Raw genomic sequence first — 23487 nt, 5'->3', positions numbered from 1 at the left:
CGCGGGGCTTTTTTATTTGGCGGAGCGGACGGGGCTCGAACCCGCGACCACCGGCGTGACAGGCCGGTATTCTAACCAACTGAACTACCGCTCCAAAGTCTGGTGGGTGCTGAGGGGATCGAACCCCCGACCTACGCCTTGTAAGGGCGCCGCTCTCCCAGCTGAGCTAAGCACCCGACTGATGAAGACTAGTTTACAGCATCTTTTAAAGATTTACCAGCTTTAAATGATGCAATTTTTGCAGCTTTAATTGTAATCTCTTCACCAGATTGTGGATTACGACCTTTACGTTCAGCGCGTTCCTTTACGGTGAAGGTACCAAAGCCGACTAAAGCAACTGATCGCTTGCTTGCATCCGCGTCGCTCAATGCTGTGGTTACTGCGTTAATAAAACCATCTAAAGCACGTCCAGCATCTGTTTTTGTTAAATTAGCAGACTCTGCAATAGCATCAATAAGTTCCGATTTATTCATTATTCCCCCTTAGGAAGTCAATTTTATATGTGTTCAGCAATAAAACGTGCTAATTCCTATGTGCGATCCTCTGAAACACAAGAAATACCCGTAATTTATATCAATAGGCCTTGTCCGGTGTCAAGCTTTAACCGATTCAATGCGCCTATTTTTATGGTAAAGATAAAAAACAACAAACTTCATAAGTTTTGTTGACACTGCATTGTAGCCCAATAAACGTTTAAATAAAGCCAATAAAAAAATGTTATCCCCAGAGGGTAGATGATTTATGAGCATAATACGGCGTGCTGTTTGATTGTATTGAAAAAATTAATAAAATTAGTTTCTTAAAACAATGTAATAGAAGGCCATGCCACAGCAATTGTTTAATAGTTTTATAAAACAAAATTCATGTAATTGACAGCTATGTCGTCAATTACATGATGCAGTTTAGCCTAATGTGCGGTAAGTATTGATTTTGCCGCTCTAGCTGAATCAGTTTCATTTTGAGGTTGTTCGGCAGGTTCTATTTTTTCAACCGGAACAGGCATGTATTGCAAAGCAACTTGTAAAACTTCATCTATCCAGTGTACAGGCTTTATGGTGAGATGTTGTTTAATATTTTCAGGGATATCCACTAAATCTTTTTCATTTTCCATCGGGATTAAAACCGTGGTGATGCCACCTCTATGCGCAGCCAGCAATTTTTCTTTAAGACCCCCGATAGGCAATACTTCGCCGCGTAAAGTGATCTCACCTGTCATTGCTACGTTGGCATGCACCGGTATTTTGGTTAGCGCCGAAATAATCGCTGTACACATGCCTATGCCTGCACTCGGCCCATCTTTTGGGGTTGCGCCTTCAGGGACGTGAATATGGATATCATTTTTTTGAAAAACGTCGTTATCGATGCCTAAAATTTCGGCGCGACTTCTAACCACTGTCATGGCTGCTTCAATCGACTCTTTCATGACATCGCCCAGCTTGCCTGTTGCCGAATGCTTACCTTTTCCTGGAATAACGGCGGTTTCAATGGTTAATAGTTCACCGCCAACTTCCGTCCAGGCTAGGCCAGTGACTTGACCAATCTGGTCCTGTTCTTCGGCAAGGCCATAATTGTAACGCCTCACTCCCAAGTAATCGCCAAGATTTTCGGGTGTAATACACACTTGAGCTTTGCTGGGTTTTAACAATAGCGCTTTAACTACTTTTCGACAAATTTTTGAGATATCGCGTTCAAGACTACGTACGCCAGCTTCTCTGGAGTAATAGCGAATCATATCTCTAACGGTATTTTCTAAAATTTCAATTTCGTTAGCTTCAAGTCCATTATTTTTGATTTGTTTAGGAACCAGATAGCGCAGCGCAATATTAATTTTTTCATCTTCGGTATAGCCGGCCAAACGGATGACTTCCATTCTGTCCAGCAGGGCAGGGGGAATGTTCAGCGTATTGGCCGTTGCAACAAACATGACATCGGACAAATCGAAATCGACTTCTAGATAATGATCTGAAAAAGTATGGTTTTGCTCAGGGTCGAGTACTTCCAGAAGCGCTGATGCAGGGTCGCCACGAAAATCTGCGGCCATCTTGTCAATTTCATCTAGTAAAAACATTGGGTTACGTGTTTTTACTTTAGCTAGGTTCTGTAATATTTTGCCGGGCATAGAGCCGATGTAAGTGCGACGATGACCACGGATTTCCGCTTCGTCACGAACACCGCCTAACGCCATGCGCACATACTTGCGATTGGTGGCTCTGGCGATGGATTCGCCCAAAGAGGTTTTGCCTACACCCGGAGGGCCGACTAAGCACAAGATCGGACCTTTCAGCTGTTTTACACGCTGTTGTACCGCCAGATATTCCAGTATGCGCTCTTTGACTTTTTCCAGGCCATAATGCTCTTCTTCCAGCACTTGCTCAGCCAGCTTTAAATCATGCCTAACCTTGGTTTTCTTTTTCCAGGGTACATTGACTATCCAGTCAATATAATTACGTACCACGGTAGCTTCAGCCGACATCGGTGACATAAGCTTAAGTTTGTTCAGCTCGGTAATGGCTTTAGTTTTGGCTTCCTTGGACATGCCAGCCATTTCAATCTTGTATTCCAGTTCTTCAATTTCATTGGGGACATCATCCATATCCCCGAGTTCTTTTTGAATGGCTTTCATTTGCTCATTCAAATAATATTCACGCTGGTTTTTTTCCATTTGCTGTTTAACACGCACACGGATTTTCTTTTCCATTTCCAGCAGATCGACTTCGCCTTCCATAAGCGTCATTAAATCTTCAAGCCGTATTTCAACGTTCGCCGTTTCTAATATCGTTTGTTTTTCATGCACTTTTAGAGGCATGTGTGCCGCAATAGTATCAGCAAGACGGCTGGGTTCATCAATGCCGGATAGTGAGCTTAATACTTCTGGGGGGATTTTATTATTCAATTTGACATACTGGTCAAATGAATTTAACACGGTACGTTGCAACACATCTTGTTCTTGTTGGGAAAGAATTAAGATGTCTTCTATAGGTGTCACTGCTGCGGAAAAAAACTGACCTGTTTGTTGATAATGCCGTACTAAACTACGCTGACTGCCTTCTACCAGTACTTTTACTGTGCCATCGGGTAATTTAAGCAGTTGTAAAATGTTGGCTAGAGTGCCAACTTCATACAGGTCGTCAAATGTCGGATCATCAATTTCGGCTTCTTTTTGGGCAACTAACAAAATTTGCTTGTTGTCTTCCATTGCCGCATCCAGTGCTTCAATAGATTTTCCACGACCCACAAAAAGGGGGATAACCATGTGCGGGTATACTACAACATCCCTAAGCGGCAGAACTGGTATTAAAGTCTCTGTGTCTGACATTGTATGTGTTTCCATAATGGCAACCTTCGGCAGTTTCTTGAATATCAAGATTTGGGGGCGCTAATTGAAATAGCAAGTCCTAAAGATATTGTAAAAGAATTTTTGTCGTAGGGATCAGGATTCGGCCACGGTTTTTTGGTTTTCAGACTCATATACTAAATACGGTTCTGATTGGCCTAAAATAACGGCTTCATCGACCACCACTTTGGTTATATTATCAGCGGAAGGCAATTCGTACATGGTATTTAATAAGACATTTTCCACAATAGTACGTAAACCGCGTGCGCCCGTTTTTCTTTCCATGGCTTTTCGAGCTATAGCGCCCAAAGAGTCTTCTCGAAATTCAAGTTCGGCACCTTCCATTTCAAACAAATGTTGATATTGTTTGATTAAGGCATTTTTAGGTTCAGTCAATATTTTAATCAACGCCACTTCATCCAGTTCGTCTAAAGTGGCAACGACGGGTAAACGGCCAACAAATTCGGGAATTAAGCCGTATTTGATTAAATCTTCAGACTCAACCTCGGCAAACAGCTGGCCGACGTTTTTTGTGTCATCTTTGGTTTTAACTTCGGCACTAAAACCTATGCCGCCTTTTTCAGAGCGTGCTTTAATAACTTTGTCGAGACCTGCAAAAGCGCCTCCCACGATAAACAGGATATTGGCGGTGTTGACTTGCAAAAATTCACCCTGGGGGTGCTTGCGTCCGCCTTGAGGTGGCACAGAAGCGATCGTACCCTCAATTAATTTCAGTAAGGCTTGCTGAACACCTTCGCCAGAAACATCACGCGTGATGGAAGGATTGTCCGATTTTCTGGAGATTTTATCGATTTCATCAATGTAAACAATACCGGTTTCGGCTTTTTCGATATTGTAATCACATTTTTGCAGGATTTTTTGGATGATGTTTTCCACGTCCTCGCCCACATAACCCGCTTCGGTGAGGGTGGTGGCATCAGCAATGGTAAAAGGGACGTCAAGCAGGCGAGCTAAAGTTTCAGCCAATAATGTTTTGCCTGAACCGGTGGGGCCGATAAGTAAAATATTACTTTTTGCCAGCTCTACAGAGTCTTTTTTGGTGCGGCTGCGTAAACGCTTGTAATGGTTGTAGACCGCAACTGCCAGCATTTTTTTTGCGCGATCTTGGCCAATAACATAGCCATCAAGCTCATTTTTTATTTCTTTGGGTTTAGGTAAAGCACCACCACTAAAAGTAGACTTTTCTTGCAGCTCGTCTTTAATGATGTCGTTACACAGTTCGACACATTCGTCGCAAACGTAAACCGAAGGCCCTGCAATCAGCTTTCTAACCTCATGCTGGCTTTTCCCGCAAAAGGAACAATACAGGAGCTTCTCCTCGTCTTTGCCTTTTTTGTCATTACTCATAACGCAAAATCCTCTAAAAACATCAATGTGGTATGTTTACTTTCCATGTGATAAACAATATTACAGAAACATTCAAAAGCCAAATCCATGGCATCAGAACTCATTCCGTTTAAGCTATAGCATCCCGACTTGACAAGACTTTGTCAATCAGTCCGTAGTTTACGGCGTCGTTAGCGCTGAGGAAATTATCTCTATCGGTATCTTGTTGCACTTTTTCAATCGGTTGTCCGGTATGATCAGATAAAATTTTGTTTAATTTATCTCGGATTAACAATATTTCCCGTGCATGGATATCGATGTCTGAAGCTTGTCCCTGAAATCCACCTAAAGGTTGATGAATCATCATTCTGGAGTGCGGCAAACAATAGCGTTTTCCTTTGGCGCCACCAGTTAGCAATAATGCACCCATGCTAGCCGCTTGGCCGATACACATGGTGCTGACATCAGGCTTTATAAATTGCATCGTATCATAAATTGACATGCCTGCTGTGACTGAGCCGCCCGGTGAATTTATATACAAATGGATATCTTTATCGGGGTTTTCTGACTCTAAGAACAACAACTGGGCGACAATCAAGTTGGCCATGTAATCTTCAACTTGGCCGACCATAAATATGACTCTTTCTTTTAATAAGCGCGAGTAAATATCGTAGGCGCGTTCGCCACGAGCGCTTTGCTCAACAACCATTGGCACCAGGCCGCCAGCCGCTTGAGGAGCTATCATTTGGTTGATTAGCGTGTGCTTATACATGTGCATTCCTAACGTTGCTGTTTGTCCATGATTTCACTGAAGCTCAGTGTTTCATCTGATATGTTGGCGCGTGCTGCCAGCCATTCTACCGTTTGCTCTTCCAGAACCATTTGGCGAATGTCGTTCAAACGCTTTTCATCTGCGTAATAGTATTCAACGACTTCTTCAGGTCTTTCAAAGCTTTGCGCCATTCTTTCCACAACTGTACGTACTTTGGTGTCGTCAAGTTGTATGTTTTGCTTTTCAATGATTTCACGTAAAATCAGCGATAAGGTAACGCGTGTTCTGGCAGTTTCTTCAAATATATCACGTGGAAGTTTAAACTCTTCCATGTTGAGCTTTTGTTTCTTGGCATTATCCAGATAAGGTTTAGCCAGGTTTTCAATTTCTTGTTCAATTAACACGTTGGGCAATGGCAAGGGAACTGTTTTATAAACGCTTCCTAACACGGCGGCTTTAAATTGTTCATTTAAAGCTTGTTCCAGTTCTCTTTCCATCGTGGCTTTAACATCTTCACGAAAAGAATCTACAGTGCTGCCTTCAAGGCCGTAAGCCTTAACGAATTCATCATCAATTTCGGGCAGCGGGGAAGGTTCTTCGACCTTGATGACATCGACTTCAAATTGAGCCGCTTTACCTGCAAAATCAGCGTTGTTGTAGTTTTCAGGAAAAACTAATGGAAAAGTTTTATTATCACCTGTTTTAAGGCCGATTAAGTTATCTTCAAAGCCTGGGATCATTTGCTTTGCGCCGATAAAGACGCCGAAGTCATTACCTTTTTCATCCTTGTCAATTCTGCCCGTACTCAAGCCATTGTCGTCACAGGTCGCTGAAAAACTGATGCTAACACGGTCGCCTTCTTGTGCAGGACGGTCGGTTAATTGCAGGGTTTGACGCATGATTCTTAGTTTTTCGATCATGGTGTCAACATCGCTGTCTTGTACTGTCGCTACCGGACGAATAACCTCCATTTGATCTAGCGCGTCTAAGATTATTTCTGGGTAGACTTCCACTGATGCGGTGTAAGTTATGCCTTCTGGGTCATTCAAAAATTCAATCAGCGGGTAGTCAACGGGCCTTATCGCTTCTTTGGCTAAGGCTTCAGGATAAGTGCTTTTAAACAGCTCTTCACTGATTTCAGCGCGAATTTTATCGCCATAAAGCTTTTTGACAACTTGAGCAGGAACTTTACCGGGACGAAAACCATCAACTTTGACTTTGCTTGCTAGTGATTGCAAGCGTGCTGCCATTTTTTGCTGGACAACGGTTGCAGGCACAGTGACAGTCATTTTTATGCTTAATTCTGATGTCTTTTCGACAGAAACTTGCATTTCTTTACCTCAAATAAGTTACGATGAATTTTATGGAGTACCGATGGCGGCTCAAAAGACCTGAAAACTTAGCTAACTTAAAAGTGTAGCTAATTTTAGTAATTAAGTGGTGCGAATGGAGAGACTCGAACTCTCGCAGGGTTACCTACTGGAACCTAAATCCAGCGCGTCTACCAATTCCGCCACATTCGCACATAGCTGAACCTGGCATTATAAAGGTAAGTTTAGTATGACAACAAGTGTTAATTTAGTGCAGGGTCTACCTTTTCAGGCATTAATGCCCACATGAAAGCCTAATGCTTTGATTTTTGCAGCAAAGACGCTTAATTCATCCAAAGATAATTTTTTTAGGAGATTCGCTTCTGGCTGTAAAGAAGCCCTAGCTAATGTGTATAGCATCACTGTTGTTACTGGCGTGTCATTTTTAATGATCTGTAGCAAGCTTAGCAATGCCTCTTGTTCGACGGCAGAAAACCCCGCTTCGTTGTAATTAAATAAACAGGTTTGCAGTTTTGTAGGGCAAAGACTGGCTGATAGCGTTAAGTTTTTTAAACTGGTTTCGGCGCTTTGTGCGCAATTGTTGATTAGTGCGCGGCCTTGATCAGTAGCGCTGTCCAGTTTAAACCACACTTCCCCGCCGTAGTTTTTTAAAGCTTGCAAGCCATGTTGAACTCTAGGCAAATGCACTAAGCTGCCGTTGGTGATCAACACAAAATGGCTTTGGGGGAATACCCCCATTTCCGTTGCTATTTTACCAATGAGCTCTACCGCTTTAGCGAAATCTTGTAAAGTAGTGGGTTCGCCATTGCCGGAAATGGCAATATCTTTGATCACGCGCTGGTTTTCAGCAATGTTAAAACGCTGGTAAAAATCACCGTGCAAAACGTTAGTAAGAAAAAAGCGCAACTCGTCTTCCAGCAGCTTAAAATCTAGGTCTGGTGCCGTGCCGATGGTAAGTTCCGGCACTTGACAGTATACACAGCGCCAGTTACAGGCATTGTTGGTATTGAAATTAACCCCTATCGATAAACCGCCTGCACGTCTTGATATAACCGGATAAATATATTTTAACCCGGCAATATCGCGGCTGTGGTCAGTGGTTGTTAATGTGGGAGACATAGTGACATTTGCTGGTTTTTAGTTTTGTGGTTCTAGCCGAACGATTGATCCAATTCATGATGAGTATGGGATAATATTTATTTTAATCTAAAACAGGGTTATGCGAAGTTTTTTTCAAGGTTTATCACTGCGGTTAATGTGCTTAAAAGTTCATTTGTGGCTGGCGTTAATTGCCGGGTTGTTTTTTGTACTGGTGGGTCTGACCGGGAGTATCAGTGTGTACCGGGAAGACATAGACGAATTCCTTAATCCGCAATTGGTCATTAATAACCCGCAGGGTGAATGGCAGTCACTCGATCATATTATGTCCGCAGTGCGCAGTGCCCATCCTAAGCGCTACGGTTCTTGGACATTAGAGATGCCACAATCGCCGCATAGCATGATGACCGCCTGGTACGATAAGCCCACAGAAACCTTTTTTGAATTATATGCGCCGTTGATGGTGTCAGTAAATCCATATACCGCAGAAGTGGTTGCCAGTCGCTTTTGGGGACAAACCGTAACCACGTGGCTGCTGGATTTACACACCCAGTTATTAATGAACCGCTTTGGCTGGAATACCGTGGGAATTTTAGGCGCATTATTGAGTATTTCTGTGTGCAGCGGCGTGTATTTATGGTGGCCGGGTTTAGGAAATATTGTTTCGGCGTTAAAAATTAATTATCGCAACGGTATCATAAGGCTTTTATTTGATGTGCATCGGGTTACGGGGATTTTTGTAGCGCCCGGGTTGTTATTATTGGCCATCACCGGTTTTATGCTCAGTTACCCTAAGCTATTAGAAACGGTGGTGGGTTCGTCGGGCATGGCGCATGGCGAAACCGGACGTACCATTGAAAGCACGGCAAACCCTAATGATCATCCTACCGGTTTGGAATCCGCTGAGTTTATTGCCCGGGGTGCGTTTCCCAGAGGCAAGTTAAGACGTATTACTACACCGGCGGGCAATAGTGGTATTTATCGGATTAATTTACGGCAAGCAGGCGAGATTAATGAGCGACATCCGTTTACTACGGTGTGGGTAGATCGCTGGAGTGGGCAGGCCCGAGAAGTGCGTGATCCGTTTCGATTTAGTACAGGCGAAACCGCTTTAACGTGGATTTGGCCGGTGCATACCGGTGAAGCATTAGGCGCTAAGGGGCGTTTTATCTGGTTTTTGTCAGGGTTTGGAGTGTGCTTTTTATATGTCAGTGGCGTGCTGCGCTGGTTACATCGGCGCGGTAAAGTCCAGGATAGGCCTGTGAATTGGGCTAGGTTTAAAGCGTTGGGGCAACGTGCGTTAAAAACGGTTTACTTGAGTGTCGTTAAACTACATCGCGTTAGCGAAATAGCGATAAAAACGGCCCTGCCGTACATTAAGCTTGCTGGTATCAGGTTGCTACATGGTTATTATCGGTTACGTGCAGCGTGGCTTAATCGACAAAAGCGGATAGACAAGTTTTAACCGGTTGGCAGCGACACATAAAGTCATGTATGGTTTCCCAGGTTCCGCCGATATTTTCCATCAAAATGCCGTGATGATTGGCGTTAATGATGACCAGTTGTTTTTCCGGCGTAGTGAGTTTTGCCATAATGTCATGGGCACTTTTAGGTGAGACAACTGGGTCATTATCGGCCTGAACAATCAGGACCGGTATGTTAATTCGGGGTAAGAATTCAGTGGTGGCCTCAATCAGCCGACGTAATTCATACAAGCTTTTGACCGGGACATGATGGTAATTGACCAGCGGATGTTCGGAATCATTTTCGATAAAAGGTTTGATGCCTTCATAAGATGAAAACCAATCTATCAGTCGGTTGGCACTGTGTAATAACGGCACCAGCATAAAGGCTGGATTAACAAATTTGATGGGCACGGCAGTGGCGCATACCCCGATAATTTCTGGGTGTCTTTCAGAGGCCAGTTTAAGTGCCAATGCACCGCCTGTTGAAAATCCGCTGACGAAAATATGTGGGCAATGCGCGGTTAAAATAGTAAAGCTTCTTAAGACAGAGGCATACCAATCTTCCCAAGTTTGTTTGCGCAGGGCATAAGGCGAAGAGCCATGGCCCTTTAGGCGCACGCCCATAACCGTATAACCTTGCTGTGCAAGATAATTGCCATAATCTCTCAATTCCGCAGGGCTAGCCAGTAAACCATGAATCAGCAATACGCCCAGGCCATTGCTGTTCTCAGAGGTCAGTAAAAAAGGCGTTGCATCGGCTTCGGCAGTTTCCTGGCTATTGATGTCATCGTACTTGCTTTTATTATAAGCCCGGGTTTCCCAACTTAAATCACGGCATTCATCTTCAAAATACCAGGCCGCCAGTTGTTTTTTATCAAAGGTTTTACAATTCTCCAGTGCATTGACGATAACATCGCGAATGGCGGTAATCGGCTCTACTTCGTTGTCGTAAACGGCAATGATATTTTCCAGGCGAATGCTGTCAAAATCTTGTTCTTTTAACAGTTTGGGTAAGAATTCGTAACCGTCTTCATGCTCAATAAGCAATTGGCTACTAGCGGCAACATGAATAAATTGCTGAAAGCGTTTGCTGGTTCCGGCCATTAAATCGCTGTAGTCCAATGGGTTAAGCAGGCTTCGATGCAAATGAACACTGGTATTGTGCTGTAAGTGTTTAACCGCCACGTACAGGGAGGTAAAAAAATCTTGGCGCGGAATAGACATACGGCCCTTTTCGACACAAACCATAATCAGGGTAGCCGCAAGATGGCTCAGGTTGATAGTGACGTTGTCATAAATAGCTTTCATGTACTCATTGCGGGTGGCATTGGCACTTTTTTTAAGATAGCTCGATAGCAGGCGCTGCTTAAGGTTTTTAGGGGCGGAATTAACGGCAAATACATCATCGAGGTTATTAAACTCGGACGCTATGTTTTTTAAAATATAACGTGCCCACCAAGGTGAATAAGCGTAGGGATCGATAGCCTTTCCCATGCGAATATCCATATCGGTATTTTTGAGGAGAATATTGCCTTCGACCAATAATTCTTCGGTTTGTCTGAAACTTAAATTGTCAGTAAATAATTCAACACCATTAGACAACCAGTTTGCTGAACTTCGGATGGGGTAAAAGGTAATATTGGCGGGGATAATACGGGTAGGTTTTAAAGCGCCTACTAGTAGCTGATCTAAGCTATCGAGTTGCAGGTGCTCTTTCCAGTACACAAGTTGGGCGTGATTTTTAGTGGTATAAGCATGACGGATCACCGTTTTAAAGAGTTCAAGCCCTTCTGCCAATACCGCAGCACCGGTGTGCTGTTTACGTCTTTCGCCAGTAATACGCGAATAAATATTGTACTCGCCTTGATGGTCGAGTACTCGATGGTCTTTGACCATCCCGCCTTCCGGAAAAATAATAACCTTATGTCCGCGCAGTATTTGTGCCGCCAAAAGGCTAAAAATGCGCGGGTGATCGTGTGGAATTGCCCCCACTTTTTGCAAATAATTGGCCAGTAAGGTATCGCCCTTAAAAAATTCGCTGGAAGCAATCGCGCAACTGTAGGCACCCGTTTGCTCAAAAATTAAAAATTGCGGAATAAAGGTTTCAAAGCGGGCAAAATGATTGAATAAAAAAATATCGCCTTCTTGTACCTGCGCATCGCCATGCAGCATCATTTTAACGCCGAGCATTTTTTTGACGGCGCTAAAAATTTTTACCGATCGATTATAGAGCGTCGTATCAATTTCATACCAATTATCAGGGTAAGGTGCTTTGGGCATAATCATTAATCCGGAGCAGACAATTCTAGAAAATGTTTGGAGTTATCGATAATGGGAACCGGACCATTTTCTACCGGCTCTAGTGTTTTAGAATTGTTGATTACAGGAACGCTGCCGCCAATGTTAGTTAAAATGCCATTACCCGAATTACCTATTTGGGCAGCGGCAGTATTTTGATCAATACCAGAAGGGGAAGTGCTGGGGTCTTCTGATAGCAAATCATCGCTATCTTCAGGCGGATTGCCATCATGAATCAGATATTCGCGGTGTTGCTGGTAGGCATTTTTAATAAAGTCGTAGCGATCCACTGCGCCTTCATCAACAATTTTTTCCGTCGACATCACATCAGATCGGGTGTCGGTAACATCTAATACGGTTGAGCCGGTGGTTGCGGCATTGGCGGCCACGCCACCAAACAGCGAAACGTAAGTAAGCGGATTTAGCAGCGCATCACCCACTAGACCCACCGCGTCCCGAGGCGAACTGGCACCCAAAAGCGGTAATACCGTGTAAGAACCTGAAGGTACGCCCCAAAAACCTAAGGTTTGGCCAAAATCTTCGTTATGTTTAGGCAAGTTAAGTTTTGAGGCGACATCAAAAATACCCGCTAGGCCAACGGTGGAGTTAATCACAAAACGACTCACATCCATGCCACTTTGGATAAACTTAAGCTGCAATAAATCATTAACTGAGACGCCTACATCATTAATATTGCTGAAGAAATTAGTGACACCTTTGTTAACTGGAGTTGGCGCCACCTCTTGATAACCTTTGGCCATCGGTTTTAGCACCGCCTTGTCTACATCGTTATTGAAGGAAAAGGTACTGCGGTTCCATGATTCCATGGGATCATCCGGATTTGTGGCTACTTTTTTAGTCGCGCATCCGCTAATACCCATTGCGGTAATTAAGGTAAACAGTAAAATCGGGCTTCGAGCAGGGTTTTTTGGCATTTTCATACACATTTTCCAATCGGTGGTAGCGGAATTAAATTATCGAGTGGATAGGTTAATAATAGTCTAGTACTTAGTCAGCTTTATAATGTCGAGTACTATAAAATACTCCGTTCGTCCTGAGCCTGTCGAAGGACTTGTAGTTCATGGTTCGACAAGCTCACCACGAACGGTTTTTTAAAATATCTGACTGACAAAATAAGATTGACTGAGTACTAGACTCTTTTAACACATACCTTATTCGATCATTACCAACACCGACAACATGACACTAGCCAACAAGATAGTCCACATTGCGCCAAAAGCGCAGGATAAAACCTTATCAGCCGCACAAAAACTGTTTAATACCCTGAGCAAAAAAATTGACCAGCAAAAAAAATCTTTATTGGCCTGGAAAGAAGCCCTGCCCGTGTACCGTCAAAAATCTGAGCAGGAATTCAATCCGCTGGTCGATACCCTGTATCAGCATCAATTTGAATGGGCACAACGTTTAGATCGGTATTACGATGATGCGTCGATTAAAAAAACCGACAAGGCCAAGATAAAACATCTCATTGCTGAGGTATGCGGCCAATTGATTGTTGAAATGAACACCGATGCAGTGAAATCTTTGTTCAATAAATACAGCGATGAAGATTACGATACCGCCACCGAAGAAAATAAAGAAGTGCTTGGCGAAATGATGAGAAACATGGCCAAAAATATGTTTAACATCGATTTAGGTGATGATATTGACCTTAGTTCGCCGGAGAATTTTCAGGCACACTTGCACGAAAAAATGCGTGAACATCAAGAAGCCCAAGCTGAACCGAAAATAGAGCGAAAAAAGACTAAAACCCAACTGGCCAGGGAAGCACGTCTGCAAGAAGAAGAGGCACAAGCCAGCAAATCCGTGCAAGAGGTATATCGCAAATTAGTGGCGGTATTACACCCTGATCGTGAACCGGATGAACAAGAACGCCTACGCAAAACTGAATTGATGCAGCGCGTTAATATTGCTTACGGCAAAAAAGATTTATTGCAGCTGCTGGAATTGCAATTAGAGGTCGAACAAATTGATGCCACGCAACTAAGCCAAATGGCTGACAGCCGCTTAAAATATTTCAATAAGATACTCAAAGACCAGTTATCTGAATTAACCCAAGAAATTTACCAAATTGAAGAAATTTCGAGGTTACAATGCAGCATGCCCTTTTATGGCAAAATTTCACCCGCGCAATTGCTGTTAAAATTAGCAAATGACATGCGTGATGTGCAAAAAGACATAAAAGCCATAAAAAAAGAGCTGGCTTTATTTGAACAGCCCGACGCGTTTAAAGCCTGGTTGAAAAAATATAAAATCCCAAAAGACACTTACCAAAACAATTACGATGACTTGTTTATGGATGATTTCCCATTTAATTTTTAAGGGTAATAATGACAACCTTATCCATTTCCCCGCAAGGTCAAATCACCTTACCGCTAGAAATACTACAGATTAATACCTGGAAAGGCCATTCCGAAGTGGAAATGTTGCGTATTGGTGACACCGTAGTTTTGCGTCCAACACACTATCCAAAAAGTGATGATATTTCTGATTTAGGTGGTTTTTTTAAAAACAATACCATCGTCTTATCCACAGAACAGCTTTGCAAGCCTGTTCATTTAACCCAAGAATGAGCTCAATTGTTGCCGTTGACACGAATATTATCATACGCCTCGCTATGCGCGACGACGAACTGCAATATCAAAAAGTTCTGTCACTGATACAACAGCATCAACTTTTTATAAGTCGTACCGTTCAGCTTGAAACGGAATGGGTTTTACGCTCCCGTTATAAACGAACATCTGTTGAAATCGCTGATTTTTTTGGGATTTTGTTGCAAAAAATGCAAATTATTTGTGAGGATGAAACAGCGTTAATGAATGCAATCTGCTACTATCGCTTAGGGGCTGATTTCGCTGATGCCTTGCACCTAGCAAATACGCCCACTATGCTGTTTTACACATTTGATGAAGGTTTTTGCAAAAAAGCAATACAGGAAGGCATAGTATCGCAGGTCTATTTGCCATAATTGCTAATTTAATGCTACATCATAAATCACCTTACCCAAAAACCCCCATTGGTTTCACAGTCAAATCCATACGCCCTGAAAAAAGCCCAACAATTTTAATTCCAAGCTAATAAAGTTGCGCTAAAATGGCGGCTATTAATAACCACTAGCGGCCACGATTATGTTCAAACAAAAAATGTCTGTACTGTTATCGGCTTTATTGCTGAGTGCTTGCGTTACCAGCCCTACCGGTAGAAGCCAGTTTATCATGATGCCTGAAACACAAATTGATAACATGGGGCTGCAAGCTTTCGAAACCTTGAAAAAAGACAAGCCAGTCAGCAATAATGCCAAATACAACCACTTAACCCAATGTGTCGCCCAAGCTATTACCCGCGAGTTAGGCGCAGGCCAATGGGAAGTGGTGGTTTTCAACGATAAATCACCCAATGCGTTTGCCTTGCCCGGCAACAAAATAGGCGTTCATACCGGCCTACTGACACTGGTCGCCAATCAAGATCAACTGGCTGCGGTGATTGGCCATGAAATTGGCCACGTTATGGCAAAACACAGTAATGAACGCGCGTCTCAAGAAATGGCCATGAGCCAAGGCTTATCCGTGGTACAAGCCATCGCAGGCGCACCGACCAGTGCCTTAGGTCAATTAGGCTTTGGTCTGTTGGGTGTTGGCGCACAATATGGCGTACTCATGCCCTATGGCCGTACGCAAGAAAGTGAAGCGGATATTATTGGCATTGACCTGATGGCCAAAGCCGGATTTGATCCGCGTGAAAGTATTGGCTTATGGCAGCGTATGGAACAGGCATCGCAAGGGAATCAGCCTTCAGAATTTATGTCGACCCATCCCTCGCACGCGACTCGTATTCAAGATTTAGAGCAGCACATGCCACAAGCGATGAGTTTTTTTCAGCAAGCACAGGCGATGGGCAAGCAACCGAGATGTTCATAACGCATGACACCTAATCTAACGCATTTACACCCCTATCCCTTTGAAAAGCTGGCGCAGCTTAAGCACGGTATAACACCACCCGCTGATAAAACCCACATCGCATTATCCATAGGCGAACCCACGCATCCGACACCGGATTTTATTAAAGCCGCTTTGGCACAGCACAGCCAAGGCCTGGGAATTTACCCAACCACGAAGGGCATACCGGAACTACGCGCTAGCATTGCCGATTGGTTAAGTATCCGCTTCAAGATTCCTGCTGAATTTATCGACAGCGACACACATATCCTGCCAGTCAGCGGAACGCGTGAGGCATTGTTTTCTTTCGCCCAGTGTATTGTTGACCCGACCGACAAACCGGTAGTCATCATGCCTAACCCCTTCTACCAGATTTATGAAGGTGCGACGTTACTGGCCGGTGCTGAGCCGTATTTTTTAAATACCCTGGAAGATTCCGGTTATTTACCGGATTTTGATAGCGTTCCTGAACATATCTGGCAACGCTGCCAACTGATTTATATCTGCTCGCCGGGCAATCCCAGTGGCGCTGTCATCAGCCAAAGCGAACAGGAGAAACTGATAGGTTTGGCGGAAAAATATGATTTTATTATTGCATCCGATGAATGCTACAGCGAACTGTATGATGACGAAAACAATCCACCTATTGGCTTGCTGCAAAGTGCTTATGCTATGGGCAATACCGATTTCAAACGCTGCGTAGTGTTTCATAGCTTATCCAAACGCTCTAACGTCCCTGGCTTGCGTTCGGGGTTTGTCGCGGGGGATGCAGACATCTTAAAAGCGTATTTTCAGTACCGCACCTATCAAGGCTGCGCTATGCCTTTACCCACGCAATATGCCAGTATTAAGGCCTGGGGGGATGAAACCCATGTACAAGAAAATCGGGACTTATACCGTGAAAAATTTACCGCTTTCATCAGCATTCTTGAAAATATCTGCGAGATACACAAGCCACCCGCAAGCTTCTATGTCTGGCTAAAAACGCCTATTAGCGATACCGACTTTGCCCAGCAACTGTTCGCGCAAGAAAATATTACCGTATTACCGGGCAGTTATTTATCCCGCCCGTTTGAGGGTATCAATCCCGGCGCAAACCATGTCAGAATTGCCCTGGTTGCACCGTTAAGCGAATGCATCAAAGCCGCCAACCGAATTCACAACTTCCTTACCACCTTAAAATAAAAAAATATGACCGACACGAAAAGTATTATAGAAAGCGCTTTTGAACAACGTACCGACATTACGCCCGCCAACGTTTCTGCTGAAATACGCGCTGCCGTCAACGAAGTGATTGGTTTACTGGACAGCGGTGCTGCCCGCGTTGCCGAAAAAATCGACGGCGAATGGGTTACGCACCAATGGCTGAAAAAAGCAGTGTTATTATCATTCCGTATCAACGAAAACCGCATGATGGACGGCGGCAATACCCGTTATTACGACAAAGTAGAATGCAAATTCTCCAACTATTCAGAAGAAGATTTTGCTAAAGCCGGTGTGCGCGTAGTGCCGAATGCCGTAGCGCGTCGTGGTTCTTATATCGCTTCTGGGGCGATTTTAATGCCGTCTTACATTAACATTGGCGCGTATGTTGATAGCGGCACCATGGTGGATACCTGGGTAACGGTGGGCTCATGTGCGCAAATCGGTAAAAATGTGCATTTATCTGGCGGTGTAGGTATTGGCGGTGTGCTAGAACCTTTGCAAGCCAACCCAACTATTATTGGTGACAACTGCTTTATCGGTGCGCGTTCAGAAGTGGTTGAAGGTGTAATTGTTGAAGATGGCTGCGTGATTTCTATGGGCGTATATATCGGCCAAAGCACTAAAATCTATAACCGCATGACTGGCGAAGTCAGCTTTGGCCGTATTCCAGCAGGTTCTGTGGTGGTGTCTGGCAACTTGCCGTCAGCGGATGGTAAATACAGCTTGTATTGTGCAGTTATCATCAAGCAAGTCGATGAAAAAACTCGGAGTAAAACCGGCATTAATGAGTTGCTGAGGGATTGATGGTTTAGGTTACGATGTGGCGACGTAATATTTTGCGTCGCTATTCCCACCTAATAATACTAAGTTATGCCGCTCCACAACACCACCAAAAGGACAATCATGGAAAATCACACACCAGAGAACATTGAAACGTTAAAAAAACAGGCGTCTGATCGAACAAATTACAAAAATCGCCTAAATGCGGTAGAGGGACTCGGAAATTTCAAATGCCAGCAGTCTACAGATATTCTTTGGCGCTTAATGATTCACGACAAGGTGCATGCAGTTCAAAAGCTGGCATTTCTCAAATTGCAAGCGTTCGGTGAGAATGTCAAACTGCCCAGAAAGCCAAAAGGTCACTTAGTCAAAGACATCAACAAGAAGCTCGAAATAGTTTTGAGATCTATAGATGGAGAATATTCTGAGGTCGAGTTTAATGGAAAATTCAAAGAGTCGTATCCAGAATACTTCGACATTTACCAGTATGAGAAGGGAGCCGGTTTCAATAAGTGGGTTAAAAATGTTCTGTCATGTCAGCCAAAAAGAACAGCATAACTTTACGCTCACATTAAGGATTCGAGAATGTTCTACTCAAGAAAGCTGAACCCAGAAACAGGAGAAGTGGAAGTCTGGGAATGTGAATGGTCTGACCCTGGCACCGGAATGGCCAAAAAAGACTTCATACGCAAGCACTGCAATGAAGGTCAACTTGAAGTTGTGCTTGAGCAATACTCAGCTGCATCGGCGATCTGCTGGGCTCCAGGGCGTACTATAGGCAATATCGCCGTGCATTCGGAGGAAGTCTTCGGCAGTTTCGCTAGCAAAGCAGGTGATAATGCAGTTCTTCCTTGCCATATTGTCCCTTGCGGCAAGTTCAGAAACGGTGCCAACCGATGGTACTGCAAGACACATCAAATTCACTGGGGTGTAAAAGCTGATCTAGCGGCAGTCCCACCATCCGGTGAAGTTACCTGCAGCAATCACCTCATGGTCATGAGCTACGTGGTGGATCCGCTTGTTATTGATTTCAACGACTTTGAACAAATCGGTGTTTGGTGCTCCCTTCCTCCGGCGATGTCTAGCAAACCTATTCAGCCACGCCCTCCTAAAATTCATGTTCACAAGCGTTTTTCTGCTAGAGACAAGAAATCATTGGATATGGATTTTGATGCCATAGTTTGTTCGTACAATCAGGGTCTTGGTCTTTTTTCAAGTGTCGAGATTACTCAGATCCAGATCACGCCCCCGGCGGCATTTGAGTTTGTTAAATCTCTTGAGGAAGGTCGCACAATGGGCTGCGTGACCTGCAAAAAATGTGGTTATCCACACTTGGATCTGGGCAACTTTGCCATTACACCTCACGCCAAACACTTCTGCGGAAACTGCGGCAATGACAGCATATGGAGTGATGGGAAGATTGTTTCCACTCCCTTAAAACCCTTGCATGACCAATTCAATAATAGTAACAGCTATATAGTTCCACAACGGGCTCTAAACCTAGACGAATATGCAGGACTCGATTTTGATATCTGGTCTTCAACTCCTGCTGTTTTGTGGACTGCAGATCGACCTCAAGAAAAAGGGATTCATGTGCATGTTTATAAAGATGACCAACGTGTTATCGATGACACTTTCGGAAGAGTCACTCATAAAGGCAGAGAGTTGGAGAGGAATACACTATGGCAACTAATGGCGGGGAATACACTCTACTAGAGCCTCCCTAAAGAAGGGTCAGATTATCTAAGGCTACCCAATGAAAATCTGAACGGTTATTTTTATCCTGAAGTAGACCCTTTAACTACTCACTGCCGCCTTACCAAGTAGAATAAAAATGGTCTCACACTTAACCTTTATTGAATACATTCGTAACCAAGCCAGCGACATAAAATTAACAAAGATATTTTAATTGCCATCAGAGATGCTCAATTGATTTCACAATACGAAATATTACAGCAACAAAAAGTCTCTATTATAGAGATTGCCCGCCATTACCATGCAGCCAACATTCGTGTATTTGGTTCTGTAGTGCGTGGAGAAGAACACGAAGACAGTGACATTGATTTGTTAGTCGATTTTTTGCCCGGTTCAACACTATTAGATCAGGTGGGGCTTATTGATGAATTATCCACAACACTGGGGCGTAAGGTTGATATAGTCAGCGAACGGGCATTAAATAAATACTTACGTCAGCAAGTACTGCAAGAAGCTGTCGCGTTATGAAAAATCGGTTTGTCTTCATTGTTGGCTTAGCTTCTGTATGTAATTGACCCGCTAACAAGGCCATTTAATCAATAGGGCGTTTATGCGCAAAATAACACTCTCCCAAAAACTGCGTTATTACTTTGATAATAGCTTATCAGGTGGCACAGCCTCACTTATAGGCTGGCTGGCGCTGATTACCTTATGCATTATATTGATAGCCTCATCGATATTGGTCATCAACAACTGGCAACCGGCTAGCGATACGCCTCAATCTATAAGCAACACCATACCTACAGACGACGCACTCCCTAACAATGCTGTAGCATCTGATAATACTGCCGATGCCTACTCCTTCCCCGAAGCTGCATGGCAAACCCTCATGCGTTCACTGGATGCGGGCACAGTCGGCGGCGATGCGGCTGATGATAATGGTAACGGCTGGGAATTTCGCTTGTGGGGATTGGTAATCACACTAGCCGGGTTGTTTATTGTCGGTAGCTTAATCAGTATTTTGTCTACCGGACTGGAAAGTAAACTGGAAGAATTACGTAAAGGTCATTCGCTGGTCTGCGAGCAAAACCATACCCTGATTTTAGGCTGGTCATCACGCTTATTCCTGATTATTTCCGAGTTGGCTATTGCAAATGCCAATGTTAAAAAGCCACGTATCGTCGTCTTGGCCGATCAGGAAAAGACGGTTATGGAAGATGAAATCCGTTCCCATGTGGCGGATACCGGCCGCACTAAAGTAATCTGCCGCTCTGGTAGCCCTATCGATTTAGCGGCGTTGGATGTCGTCAACCCGCAATCCACTAAATCGATTATTATTTTGTCCCCAGAAGGCTATGCAGACCCAGATGCCCAGGTTATAAAGATGATTCTGGCCATTACCAATCACCCTAATCGCCGCGCGGAAAAATATCATATCGTCGCTGAATTGCGTGATGCTAGAAACATTGCTGTCGCCAAAATGATAGGCAAAGATGAAATCGAACTGGTGATACCCGATGATTTAATCGCCAAAATAACCGTGCAAACCTCCAGACAAGTGGGTTTAAGCAGCGTCTATAAAGAGCTGTTGAATTTTTCCGGTGACGAAATTTATTTCAAACAGGAACCCACGTTAGTTGGCAAAACTTATGGCGATGCGTTAGCCAGCTTTGCACATTCGGCGTTAATTGGTTTGCAAAAAAATGGTGTAACACATCTTAATCCCGATATGGCGACAACTATTGACCTCGATGACGCGCTGATCTGCATTGCCGCCGATGACGATAAAATCCAGATATCGGGTACGCCCAATGTTGCCATCTCAGCCATTAGCAGCAAGTTACCTCATTCCATAGCCCAAGAACGCGACATTATTTTAGGCTGGAATCACAGAGCCGAAATCAGTGTGCGTGAGATGGATCATTATGCTGCACCGGATTCACAATTAACGATTGTTTCAGAATTAGCCAGTACCGAAGCTATAGTTAACACGCTGATAACAGAGCTTAAAAACCTGCGTATTAATTTTATTTTGGGCAATACTACAGACCGGGTATTTCTTGAGTCACTTAACCTAACCTCCTACGCCCACATTATATTGCTGTGTTACAGCGACAACTTAAGCATGCAGGAAGCCGATTCTAAAACATTGCTAACTTTGCTGCACCTGCGCGACATTGAAACCAATAAAGGTGAATCTTATAGTATTGTGGCGGAAATGATGGACAGCAGAAATCAGGCGCTGGCGGAAATAGCCAAAGCCGATGATTTTATTGTCAGTGATGAATTGGTGGGATTACTGTTAACGCAAATTTCTGAAAACAAACAACTCGCAGCTGTTTTCAGTGATTTATTTGATGCCGATGGCGCAGAAATTTATTTGAAACCGGTTGAAGATTATATTTGCCCTGGCCAAAGCGTCAGTTTTTACACGGTTATGGAAGCTGCACGCCGTAAAAATGAAACAGCTATCGGCTATCGATTACTTAATCAGGTTAATGATGCTTCACTGTGCTATGGGATTAACATCAATCCACTTAAATCTAAAATGATTGATTTTGCTGCGGAGGATAAAATTATCGTTTTGGCAAACCAGTAAGGCACAATGGTCTTTAGCGGCTTATTTCAAAACTAATACTGTGTTAGACTTTGCGTGGACATCTGCATAGGAAAATTTCATGGCTACTGTAACTTTTGATACGCTGCAACTTGTTGATAAACTAAAAGCCGCCGGATTTCAGCAGGAGCAAGCGGAGGCCGTTATTCGTGTAATTGCGGAAGCGCAGGGCGCGTTAGTCACCAAGGAGTACTTGGATAATAAATTCGATAACAAGTTGTCTCCAATTTACACAGATCTAACGGTTCTAAAATGGATGATGGGCTTAATGTTGGCGGGTATTTTGTCTCTGATGCTAAAAGCATTCTTTTAATAATGCCAAAATGACCACTATTTAGTGTAAATTCAGAATTTACAAAACAGATAAACAGTAAGAAAGCCGTTGATGTGGTTAACAGCTGTATTTGATGGGGTGAACGACGGGGCTCGAACCCGCGACAACAGGAATCACAATCCTGGACTCTACCAACTGAGCTACGCTCACCATAAAGGGTATTTCAAGTAATGGCGCGCTTGGCAGGACTCGAACCTGCGACCCCCAGCTTAGAAGGCTGGTGCTCTATCCGGTTGAGCTACAAGCGCAAAATGTGGTCGGGGTGGAGGGATTCGAACCCCCGACATCCTGCTCCCAAAGCAGGCGCGCTACCAAACTGCGCTACACCCCGATTATCATCTGCTGCTCTAAAACTTGATAATCTAATTCAAGTTGCTCTTGAATAGCTGCCTATAATATAGCATTTAGACTACTATGGTCAATTGTTTTTTAAGAAATCGTATTTAACATATTCATCCCGGCTATTGTAGGTAGTGGATTAGTCTTCCGTGTTTATAAATACACCGCTTTGATTTTGAGTTTTCCAATAACGTCATAACAGTGTGCATTAGGTAGTCCCTGCAAATCAATGCAGGTAGCTTTTTTAGGTGTTTTTGACATAGTCTGCGGCTAAACTTTGCTACCATGTCATGAATCTTACACCTGCTAAACTGAACGCCCCGTTAAATTTGTTTTGCCCAAGAGCCGATTGTCCCTACCACAAGTCAACGGATAACCACATCACCAAAGATGGTGGCTACACAACCAAAAGTGATGGTGTTTTCCGACAGATGTTTCACTGCGGAAAAGGAAATCACCGCTTTTCTGAAACAGGTTATTGTGGTTGTGTGGCAAACATGGCAGTTTCAAAGAATATGAACAAGCCTCCAAGTTAAGCTGCTACGGCTTATCGCCTGACGCAATAGCTGACGTATTCCTCCGAACTATTGCCGTATGGGTTGTGCGGCTGCCATTTTGGCAAGAACCTGATTGGCTTTATCCTGTACCAATACCATCACCAACACGTTACCCGGCCACTGCTGCTCAAACAACTGCACGATTTGGGCGTTGACATTTCCAGTGGCCGGTTAAGCCAATTCATCACCGATGGGCTGGACGTGTTCCATGACGAAAAAGACCAGCTGCTGGAAGCGGGGCTATCAGTTTCGCAGTACGTCCATGCGGACGACACGGGGGCACGGCATAACGGAAAGAATGGCTACTGTACCCATATTGGCAACGAACTGTTTGCCTGGTTTGGCAGTACGGAGGGC

Annotated in this window: 22 protein-coding genes and 6 tRNA genes; 14 read left to right on the top strand and 14 right to left on the bottom strand. The window is 43.9% G+C overall.

What is annotated here, in order from left to right:
- Window positions 1-17: 17 nt before the first annotated feature.
- From ACHZC4_RS08155 to ACHZC4_RS08115, 9 genes are all read right to left on the bottom strand, one after another.
- Window positions 18-94, bottom strand: a tRNA-Asp gene (locus tag ACHZC4_RS08155).
- A 6-nt stretch (window positions 95-100) separates the two neighbouring features.
- Window positions 101-176: transfer RNA gene (locus ACHZC4_RS08150), tRNA-Val, on the bottom strand.
- Between the two features lie 12 nt (window positions 177-188).
- Window positions 189-473, bottom strand: coding sequence for an HU family DNA-binding protein (locus ACHZC4_RS08145; protein WP_394753336.1), 285 nt, complete (start codon window positions 471-473; stop codon window positions 189-191).
- A gap of 434 nt (window positions 474-907) precedes the next feature.
- Window positions 908-3331: an endopeptidase La gene (gene lon / locus ACHZC4_RS08140; RefSeq protein ID WP_394753335.1), complete on the bottom strand. Its 2424-nt coding sequence runs from the start codon at window positions 3329-3331 to the stop codon at window positions 908-910.
- Between the two features lie 99 nt (window positions 3332-3430).
- Entirely contained in the window at window positions 3431-4702 is a 1272-nt protein-coding gene (clpX, locus tag ACHZC4_RS08135) for an ATP-dependent Clp protease ATP-binding subunit ClpX (protein ID WP_394753334.1), read from the bottom strand.
- A 109-nt stretch (window positions 4703-4811) separates the two neighbouring features.
- Entirely contained in the window at window positions 4812-5453 is a 642-nt protein-coding gene (gene clpP, locus ACHZC4_RS08130; protein WP_394753333.1) for an ATP-dependent Clp endopeptidase proteolytic subunit ClpP, read from the bottom strand.
- A gap of 8 nt (window positions 5454-5461) precedes the next feature.
- On the bottom strand, window positions 5462-6784 hold the full coding sequence (gene tig, locus ACHZC4_RS08125) for a trigger factor (protein WP_394753332.1): 1323 nt from the start codon (window positions 6782-6784) through the stop codon (window positions 5462-5464).
- Window positions 6785-6891: 107 nt separating this feature from the next.
- A tRNA-Leu gene (locus ACHZC4_RS08120) sits at window positions 6892-6976 on the bottom strand.
- Between the two features lie 75 nt (window positions 6977-7051).
- Window positions 7052-7903, bottom strand: a complete 852-nt coding sequence (locus tag ACHZC4_RS08115; RefSeq protein WP_394753331.1) for a radical SAM protein — start codon at window positions 7901-7903, stop codon at window positions 7052-7054.
- Between the two features lie 100 nt (window positions 7904-8003).
- Here ACHZC4_RS08115 and ACHZC4_RS08110 point away from each other — a divergent pair, with 100 nt between their 5' ends.
- A complete protein-coding gene (locus ACHZC4_RS08110; RefSeq protein ID WP_394753330.1) occupies window positions 8004-9347 on the top strand; it encodes a PepSY-associated TM helix domain-containing protein in 1344 nt (447 codons plus the stop codon).
- On the opposite strand, the gene ACHZC4_RS08105 is transcribed toward ACHZC4_RS08110, so the two are convergent.
- Entirely contained in the window at window positions 9316-11628 is a 2313-nt protein-coding gene (locus ACHZC4_RS08105) for an alpha/beta fold hydrolase (protein ID WP_394753329.1), read from the bottom strand. The genes ACHZC4_RS08110 and ACHZC4_RS08105 overlap by 32 nt on opposite strands.
- Before the next feature lie 5 nt (window positions 11629-11633).
- Complete coding sequence (locus ACHZC4_RS08100; protein ID WP_394753328.1) at window positions 11634-12587, bottom strand: VacJ family lipoprotein; 954 nt, start codon at window positions 12585-12587, stop codon at window positions 11634-11636.
- Window positions 12588-12846: 259 nt separating this feature from the next.
- Between ACHZC4_RS08100 and ACHZC4_RS08095 the strand changes: the two genes are divergently transcribed.
- The 11 genes from ACHZC4_RS08095 to ACHZC4_RS08045 all read left to right on the top strand — a co-directional run bounded on the left by ACHZC4_RS08095 (window position 12847) and on the right by ACHZC4_RS08045 (window position 22213).
- Window positions 12847-13989, top strand: a complete 1143-nt coding sequence (locus ACHZC4_RS08095) for a hypothetical protein (RefSeq protein ID WP_394753327.1) — start codon at window positions 12847-12849, stop codon at window positions 13987-13989.
- 8 nt (window positions 13990-13997) lie between these two features.
- Window positions 13998-14240 carry an AbrB/MazE/SpoVT family DNA-binding domain-containing protein gene (locus ACHZC4_RS08090; RefSeq protein WP_394753326.1) on the top strand — a complete coding sequence of 81 codons (243 nt, stop codon included), beginning with the start codon at window positions 13998-14000 and terminating at the stop codon, window positions 14238-14240.
- Window positions 14237-14635, top strand: coding sequence for a type II toxin-antitoxin system VapC family toxin (locus ACHZC4_RS08085; RefSeq protein WP_394753325.1), 399 nt, complete (start codon window positions 14237-14239; stop codon window positions 14633-14635). The genes ACHZC4_RS08090 and ACHZC4_RS08085 overlap by 4 nt, the downstream gene beginning before the upstream one ends.
- 160 nt (window positions 14636-14795) lie before the next feature.
- The gene (locus ACHZC4_RS08080) at window positions 14796-15584 is read left to right on the top strand and encodes a M48 family metallopeptidase (RefSeq protein ID WP_394753324.1); all 789 of its coding nucleotides are present in this window, start codon (window positions 14796-14798) and stop codon (window positions 15582-15584) included.
- 3 nt (window positions 15585-15587) lie between these two features.
- A complete protein-coding gene (dapC, locus tag ACHZC4_RS08075; RefSeq protein WP_394753323.1) occupies window positions 15588-16787 on the top strand; it encodes a succinyldiaminopimelate transaminase in 1200 nt (399 codons plus the stop codon).
- A gap of 6 nt (window positions 16788-16793) precedes the next feature.
- On the top strand, window positions 16794-17612 hold the full coding sequence (dapD, locus tag ACHZC4_RS08070) for a 2,3,4,5-tetrahydropyridine-2,6-dicarboxylate N-succinyltransferase (RefSeq protein ID WP_394753322.1): 819 nt from the start codon (window positions 16794-16796) through the stop codon (window positions 17610-17612).
- Between the two features lie 99 nt (window positions 17613-17711).
- Complete coding sequence (locus tag ACHZC4_RS08065) at window positions 17712-18146, top strand: HEAT repeat domain-containing protein (protein ID WP_394753321.1); 435 nt, start codon at window positions 17712-17714, stop codon at window positions 18144-18146.
- Between the two features lie 27 nt (window positions 18147-18173).
- Window positions 18174-19304 (top strand): hypothetical protein, encoded by a 1131-nt coding sequence (locus tag ACHZC4_RS08060; RefSeq protein ID WP_394753320.1) that lies wholly within the window; start codon window positions 18174-18176, stop codon window positions 19302-19304.
- Window positions 19305-19517: 213 nt separating this feature from the next.
- Window positions 19518-19811, top strand: a complete 294-nt coding sequence (locus ACHZC4_RS08055) for a nucleotidyltransferase family protein (RefSeq protein ID WP_394753319.1) — start codon at window positions 19518-19520, stop codon at window positions 19809-19811.
- A gap of 82 nt (window positions 19812-19893) precedes the next feature.
- Entirely contained in the window at window positions 19894-21882 is a 1989-nt protein-coding gene (locus ACHZC4_RS08050) for a hypothetical protein (protein ID WP_394753318.1), read from the top strand.
- Window positions 21883-21961: 79 nt separating this feature from the next.
- Entirely contained in the window at window positions 21962-22213 is a 252-nt protein-coding gene (locus ACHZC4_RS08045; protein ID WP_394753317.1) for a DUF1640 domain-containing protein, read from the top strand.
- 95 nt (window positions 22214-22308) lie between these two features.
- Here the strand turns inward: ACHZC4_RS08045 and ACHZC4_RS08040 are convergent.
- The 3 genes from ACHZC4_RS08040 to ACHZC4_RS08030 all read right to left on the bottom strand — a co-directional run bounded on the left by ACHZC4_RS08040 (window position 22309) and on the right by ACHZC4_RS08030 (window position 22565).
- Window positions 22309-22384, bottom strand: a tRNA-His gene (locus ACHZC4_RS08040).
- Window positions 22385-22405: 21 nt separating this feature from the next.
- A tRNA-Arg gene (locus ACHZC4_RS08035) sits at window positions 22406-22482 on the bottom strand.
- 6 nt (window positions 22483-22488) lie between these two features.
- Window positions 22489-22565: transfer RNA gene (locus tag ACHZC4_RS08030), tRNA-Pro, on the bottom strand.
- Window positions 22566-22863: 298 nt separating this feature from the next.
- On the opposite strand from ACHZC4_RS08030, the gene ACHZC4_RS08025 reads away from it, so the two are divergent.
- Both ACHZC4_RS08025 and ACHZC4_RS08020 read left to right on the top strand, forming a co-directional pair.
- On the top strand, window positions 22864-23109 hold the full coding sequence (locus ACHZC4_RS08025) for a hypothetical protein (protein WP_394753316.1): 246 nt from the start codon (window positions 22864-22866) through the stop codon (window positions 23107-23109).
- A gap of 51 nt (window positions 23110-23160) precedes the next feature.
- On the top strand, window positions 23161-23487 hold a 327-nt coding region (locus tag ACHZC4_RS08020; RefSeq protein WP_394753315.1), incomplete at its 3' end, for a transposase.

The organism is Crenothrix sp. (assembly GCF_043729335.1).
Taxonomy (GTDB): Bacteria; Pseudomonadota; Gammaproteobacteria; order Methylococcales; family Methylomonadaceae; genus Crenothrix.
The sequence above is the reverse complement of the archived record's forward strand: the minus strand, read 5'-3'. Positions and strand labels throughout refer to the sequence as shown.

Bases quoted from the DNA above. Each gene is read 5' to 3' on its own strand.
- ACHZC4_RS08145 (WP_394753336.1), bottom strand. From the start codon at position 473: ATGAATAAATCGGAACTTATTGATGCTATTGCAGAGTCTGCTAATTTA.
- lon (WP_394753335.1), bottom strand. From the start codon at position 3,331: ATGGAAACACATACAATGTCAGACACAGAGACTTTAATACCAGTTCTG.
- clpX (WP_394753334.1), bottom strand. From the start codon at position 4,702: ATGAGTAATGACAAAAAAGGCAAAGACGAGGAGAAGCTCCTGTATTGT.
- clpP (WP_394753333.1), bottom strand. From the start codon at position 5,453: ATGTATAAGCACACGCTAATCAACCAAATGATAGCTCCTCAAGCGGCT.
- tig (WP_394753332.1), bottom strand. From the start codon at position 6,784: ATGCAAGTTTCTGTCGAAAAGACATCAGAATTAAGCATAAAAATGACT.
- ACHZC4_RS08115 (WP_394753331.1), bottom strand. From the start codon at position 7,903: ATGTCTCCCACATTAACAACCACTGACCACAGCCGCGATATTGCCGGG.
- ACHZC4_RS08110 (WP_394753330.1), top strand. From the start codon at position 8,004: ATGCGAAGTTTTTTTCAAGGTTTATCACTGCGGTTAATGTGCTTAAAA.
- ACHZC4_RS08105 (WP_394753329.1), bottom strand. From the start codon at position 11,628: ATGCCCAAAGCACCTTACCCTGATAATTGGTATGAAATTGATACGACG.
- ACHZC4_RS08100 (WP_394753328.1), bottom strand. From the start codon at position 12,587: ATGAAAATGCCAAAAAACCCTGCTCGAAGCCCGATTTTACTGTTTACC.
- ACHZC4_RS08095 (WP_394753327.1), top strand. From the start codon at position 12,847: ATGACACTAGCCAACAAGATAGTCCACATTGCGCCAAAAGCGCAGGAT.
- ACHZC4_RS08090 (WP_394753326.1), top strand. From the start codon at position 13,998: ATGACAACCTTATCCATTTCCCCGCAAGGTCAAATCACCTTACCGCTA.
- ACHZC4_RS08085 (WP_394753325.1), top strand. From the start codon at position 14,237: ATGAGCTCAATTGTTGCCGTTGACACGAATATTATCATACGCCTCGCT.
- ACHZC4_RS08080 (WP_394753324.1), top strand. From the start codon at position 14,796: ATGTTCAAACAAAAAATGTCTGTACTGTTATCGGCTTTATTGCTGAGT.
- dapC (WP_394753323.1), top strand. From the start codon at position 15,588: ATGACACCTAATCTAACGCATTTACACCCCTATCCCTTTGAAAAGCTG.
- dapD (WP_394753322.1), top strand. From the start codon at position 16,794: ATGACCGACACGAAAAGTATTATAGAAAGCGCTTTTGAACAACGTACC.
- ACHZC4_RS08065 (WP_394753321.1), top strand. From the start codon at position 17,712: ATGGAAAATCACACACCAGAGAACATTGAAACGTTAAAAAAACAGGCG.
- ACHZC4_RS08060 (WP_394753320.1), top strand. From the start codon at position 18,174: ATGTTCTACTCAAGAAAGCTGAACCCAGAAACAGGAGAAGTGGAAGTC.
- ACHZC4_RS08050 (WP_394753318.1), top strand. From the start codon at position 19,894: ATGCGCAAAATAACACTCTCCCAAAAACTGCGTTATTACTTTGATAAT.
- ACHZC4_RS08045 (WP_394753317.1), top strand. From the start codon at position 21,962: ATGGCTACTGTAACTTTTGATACGCTGCAACTTGTTGATAAACTAAAA.
- ACHZC4_RS08025 (WP_394753316.1), top strand. From the start codon at position 22,864: ATGAATCTTACACCTGCTAAACTGAACGCCCCGTTAAATTTGTTTTGC.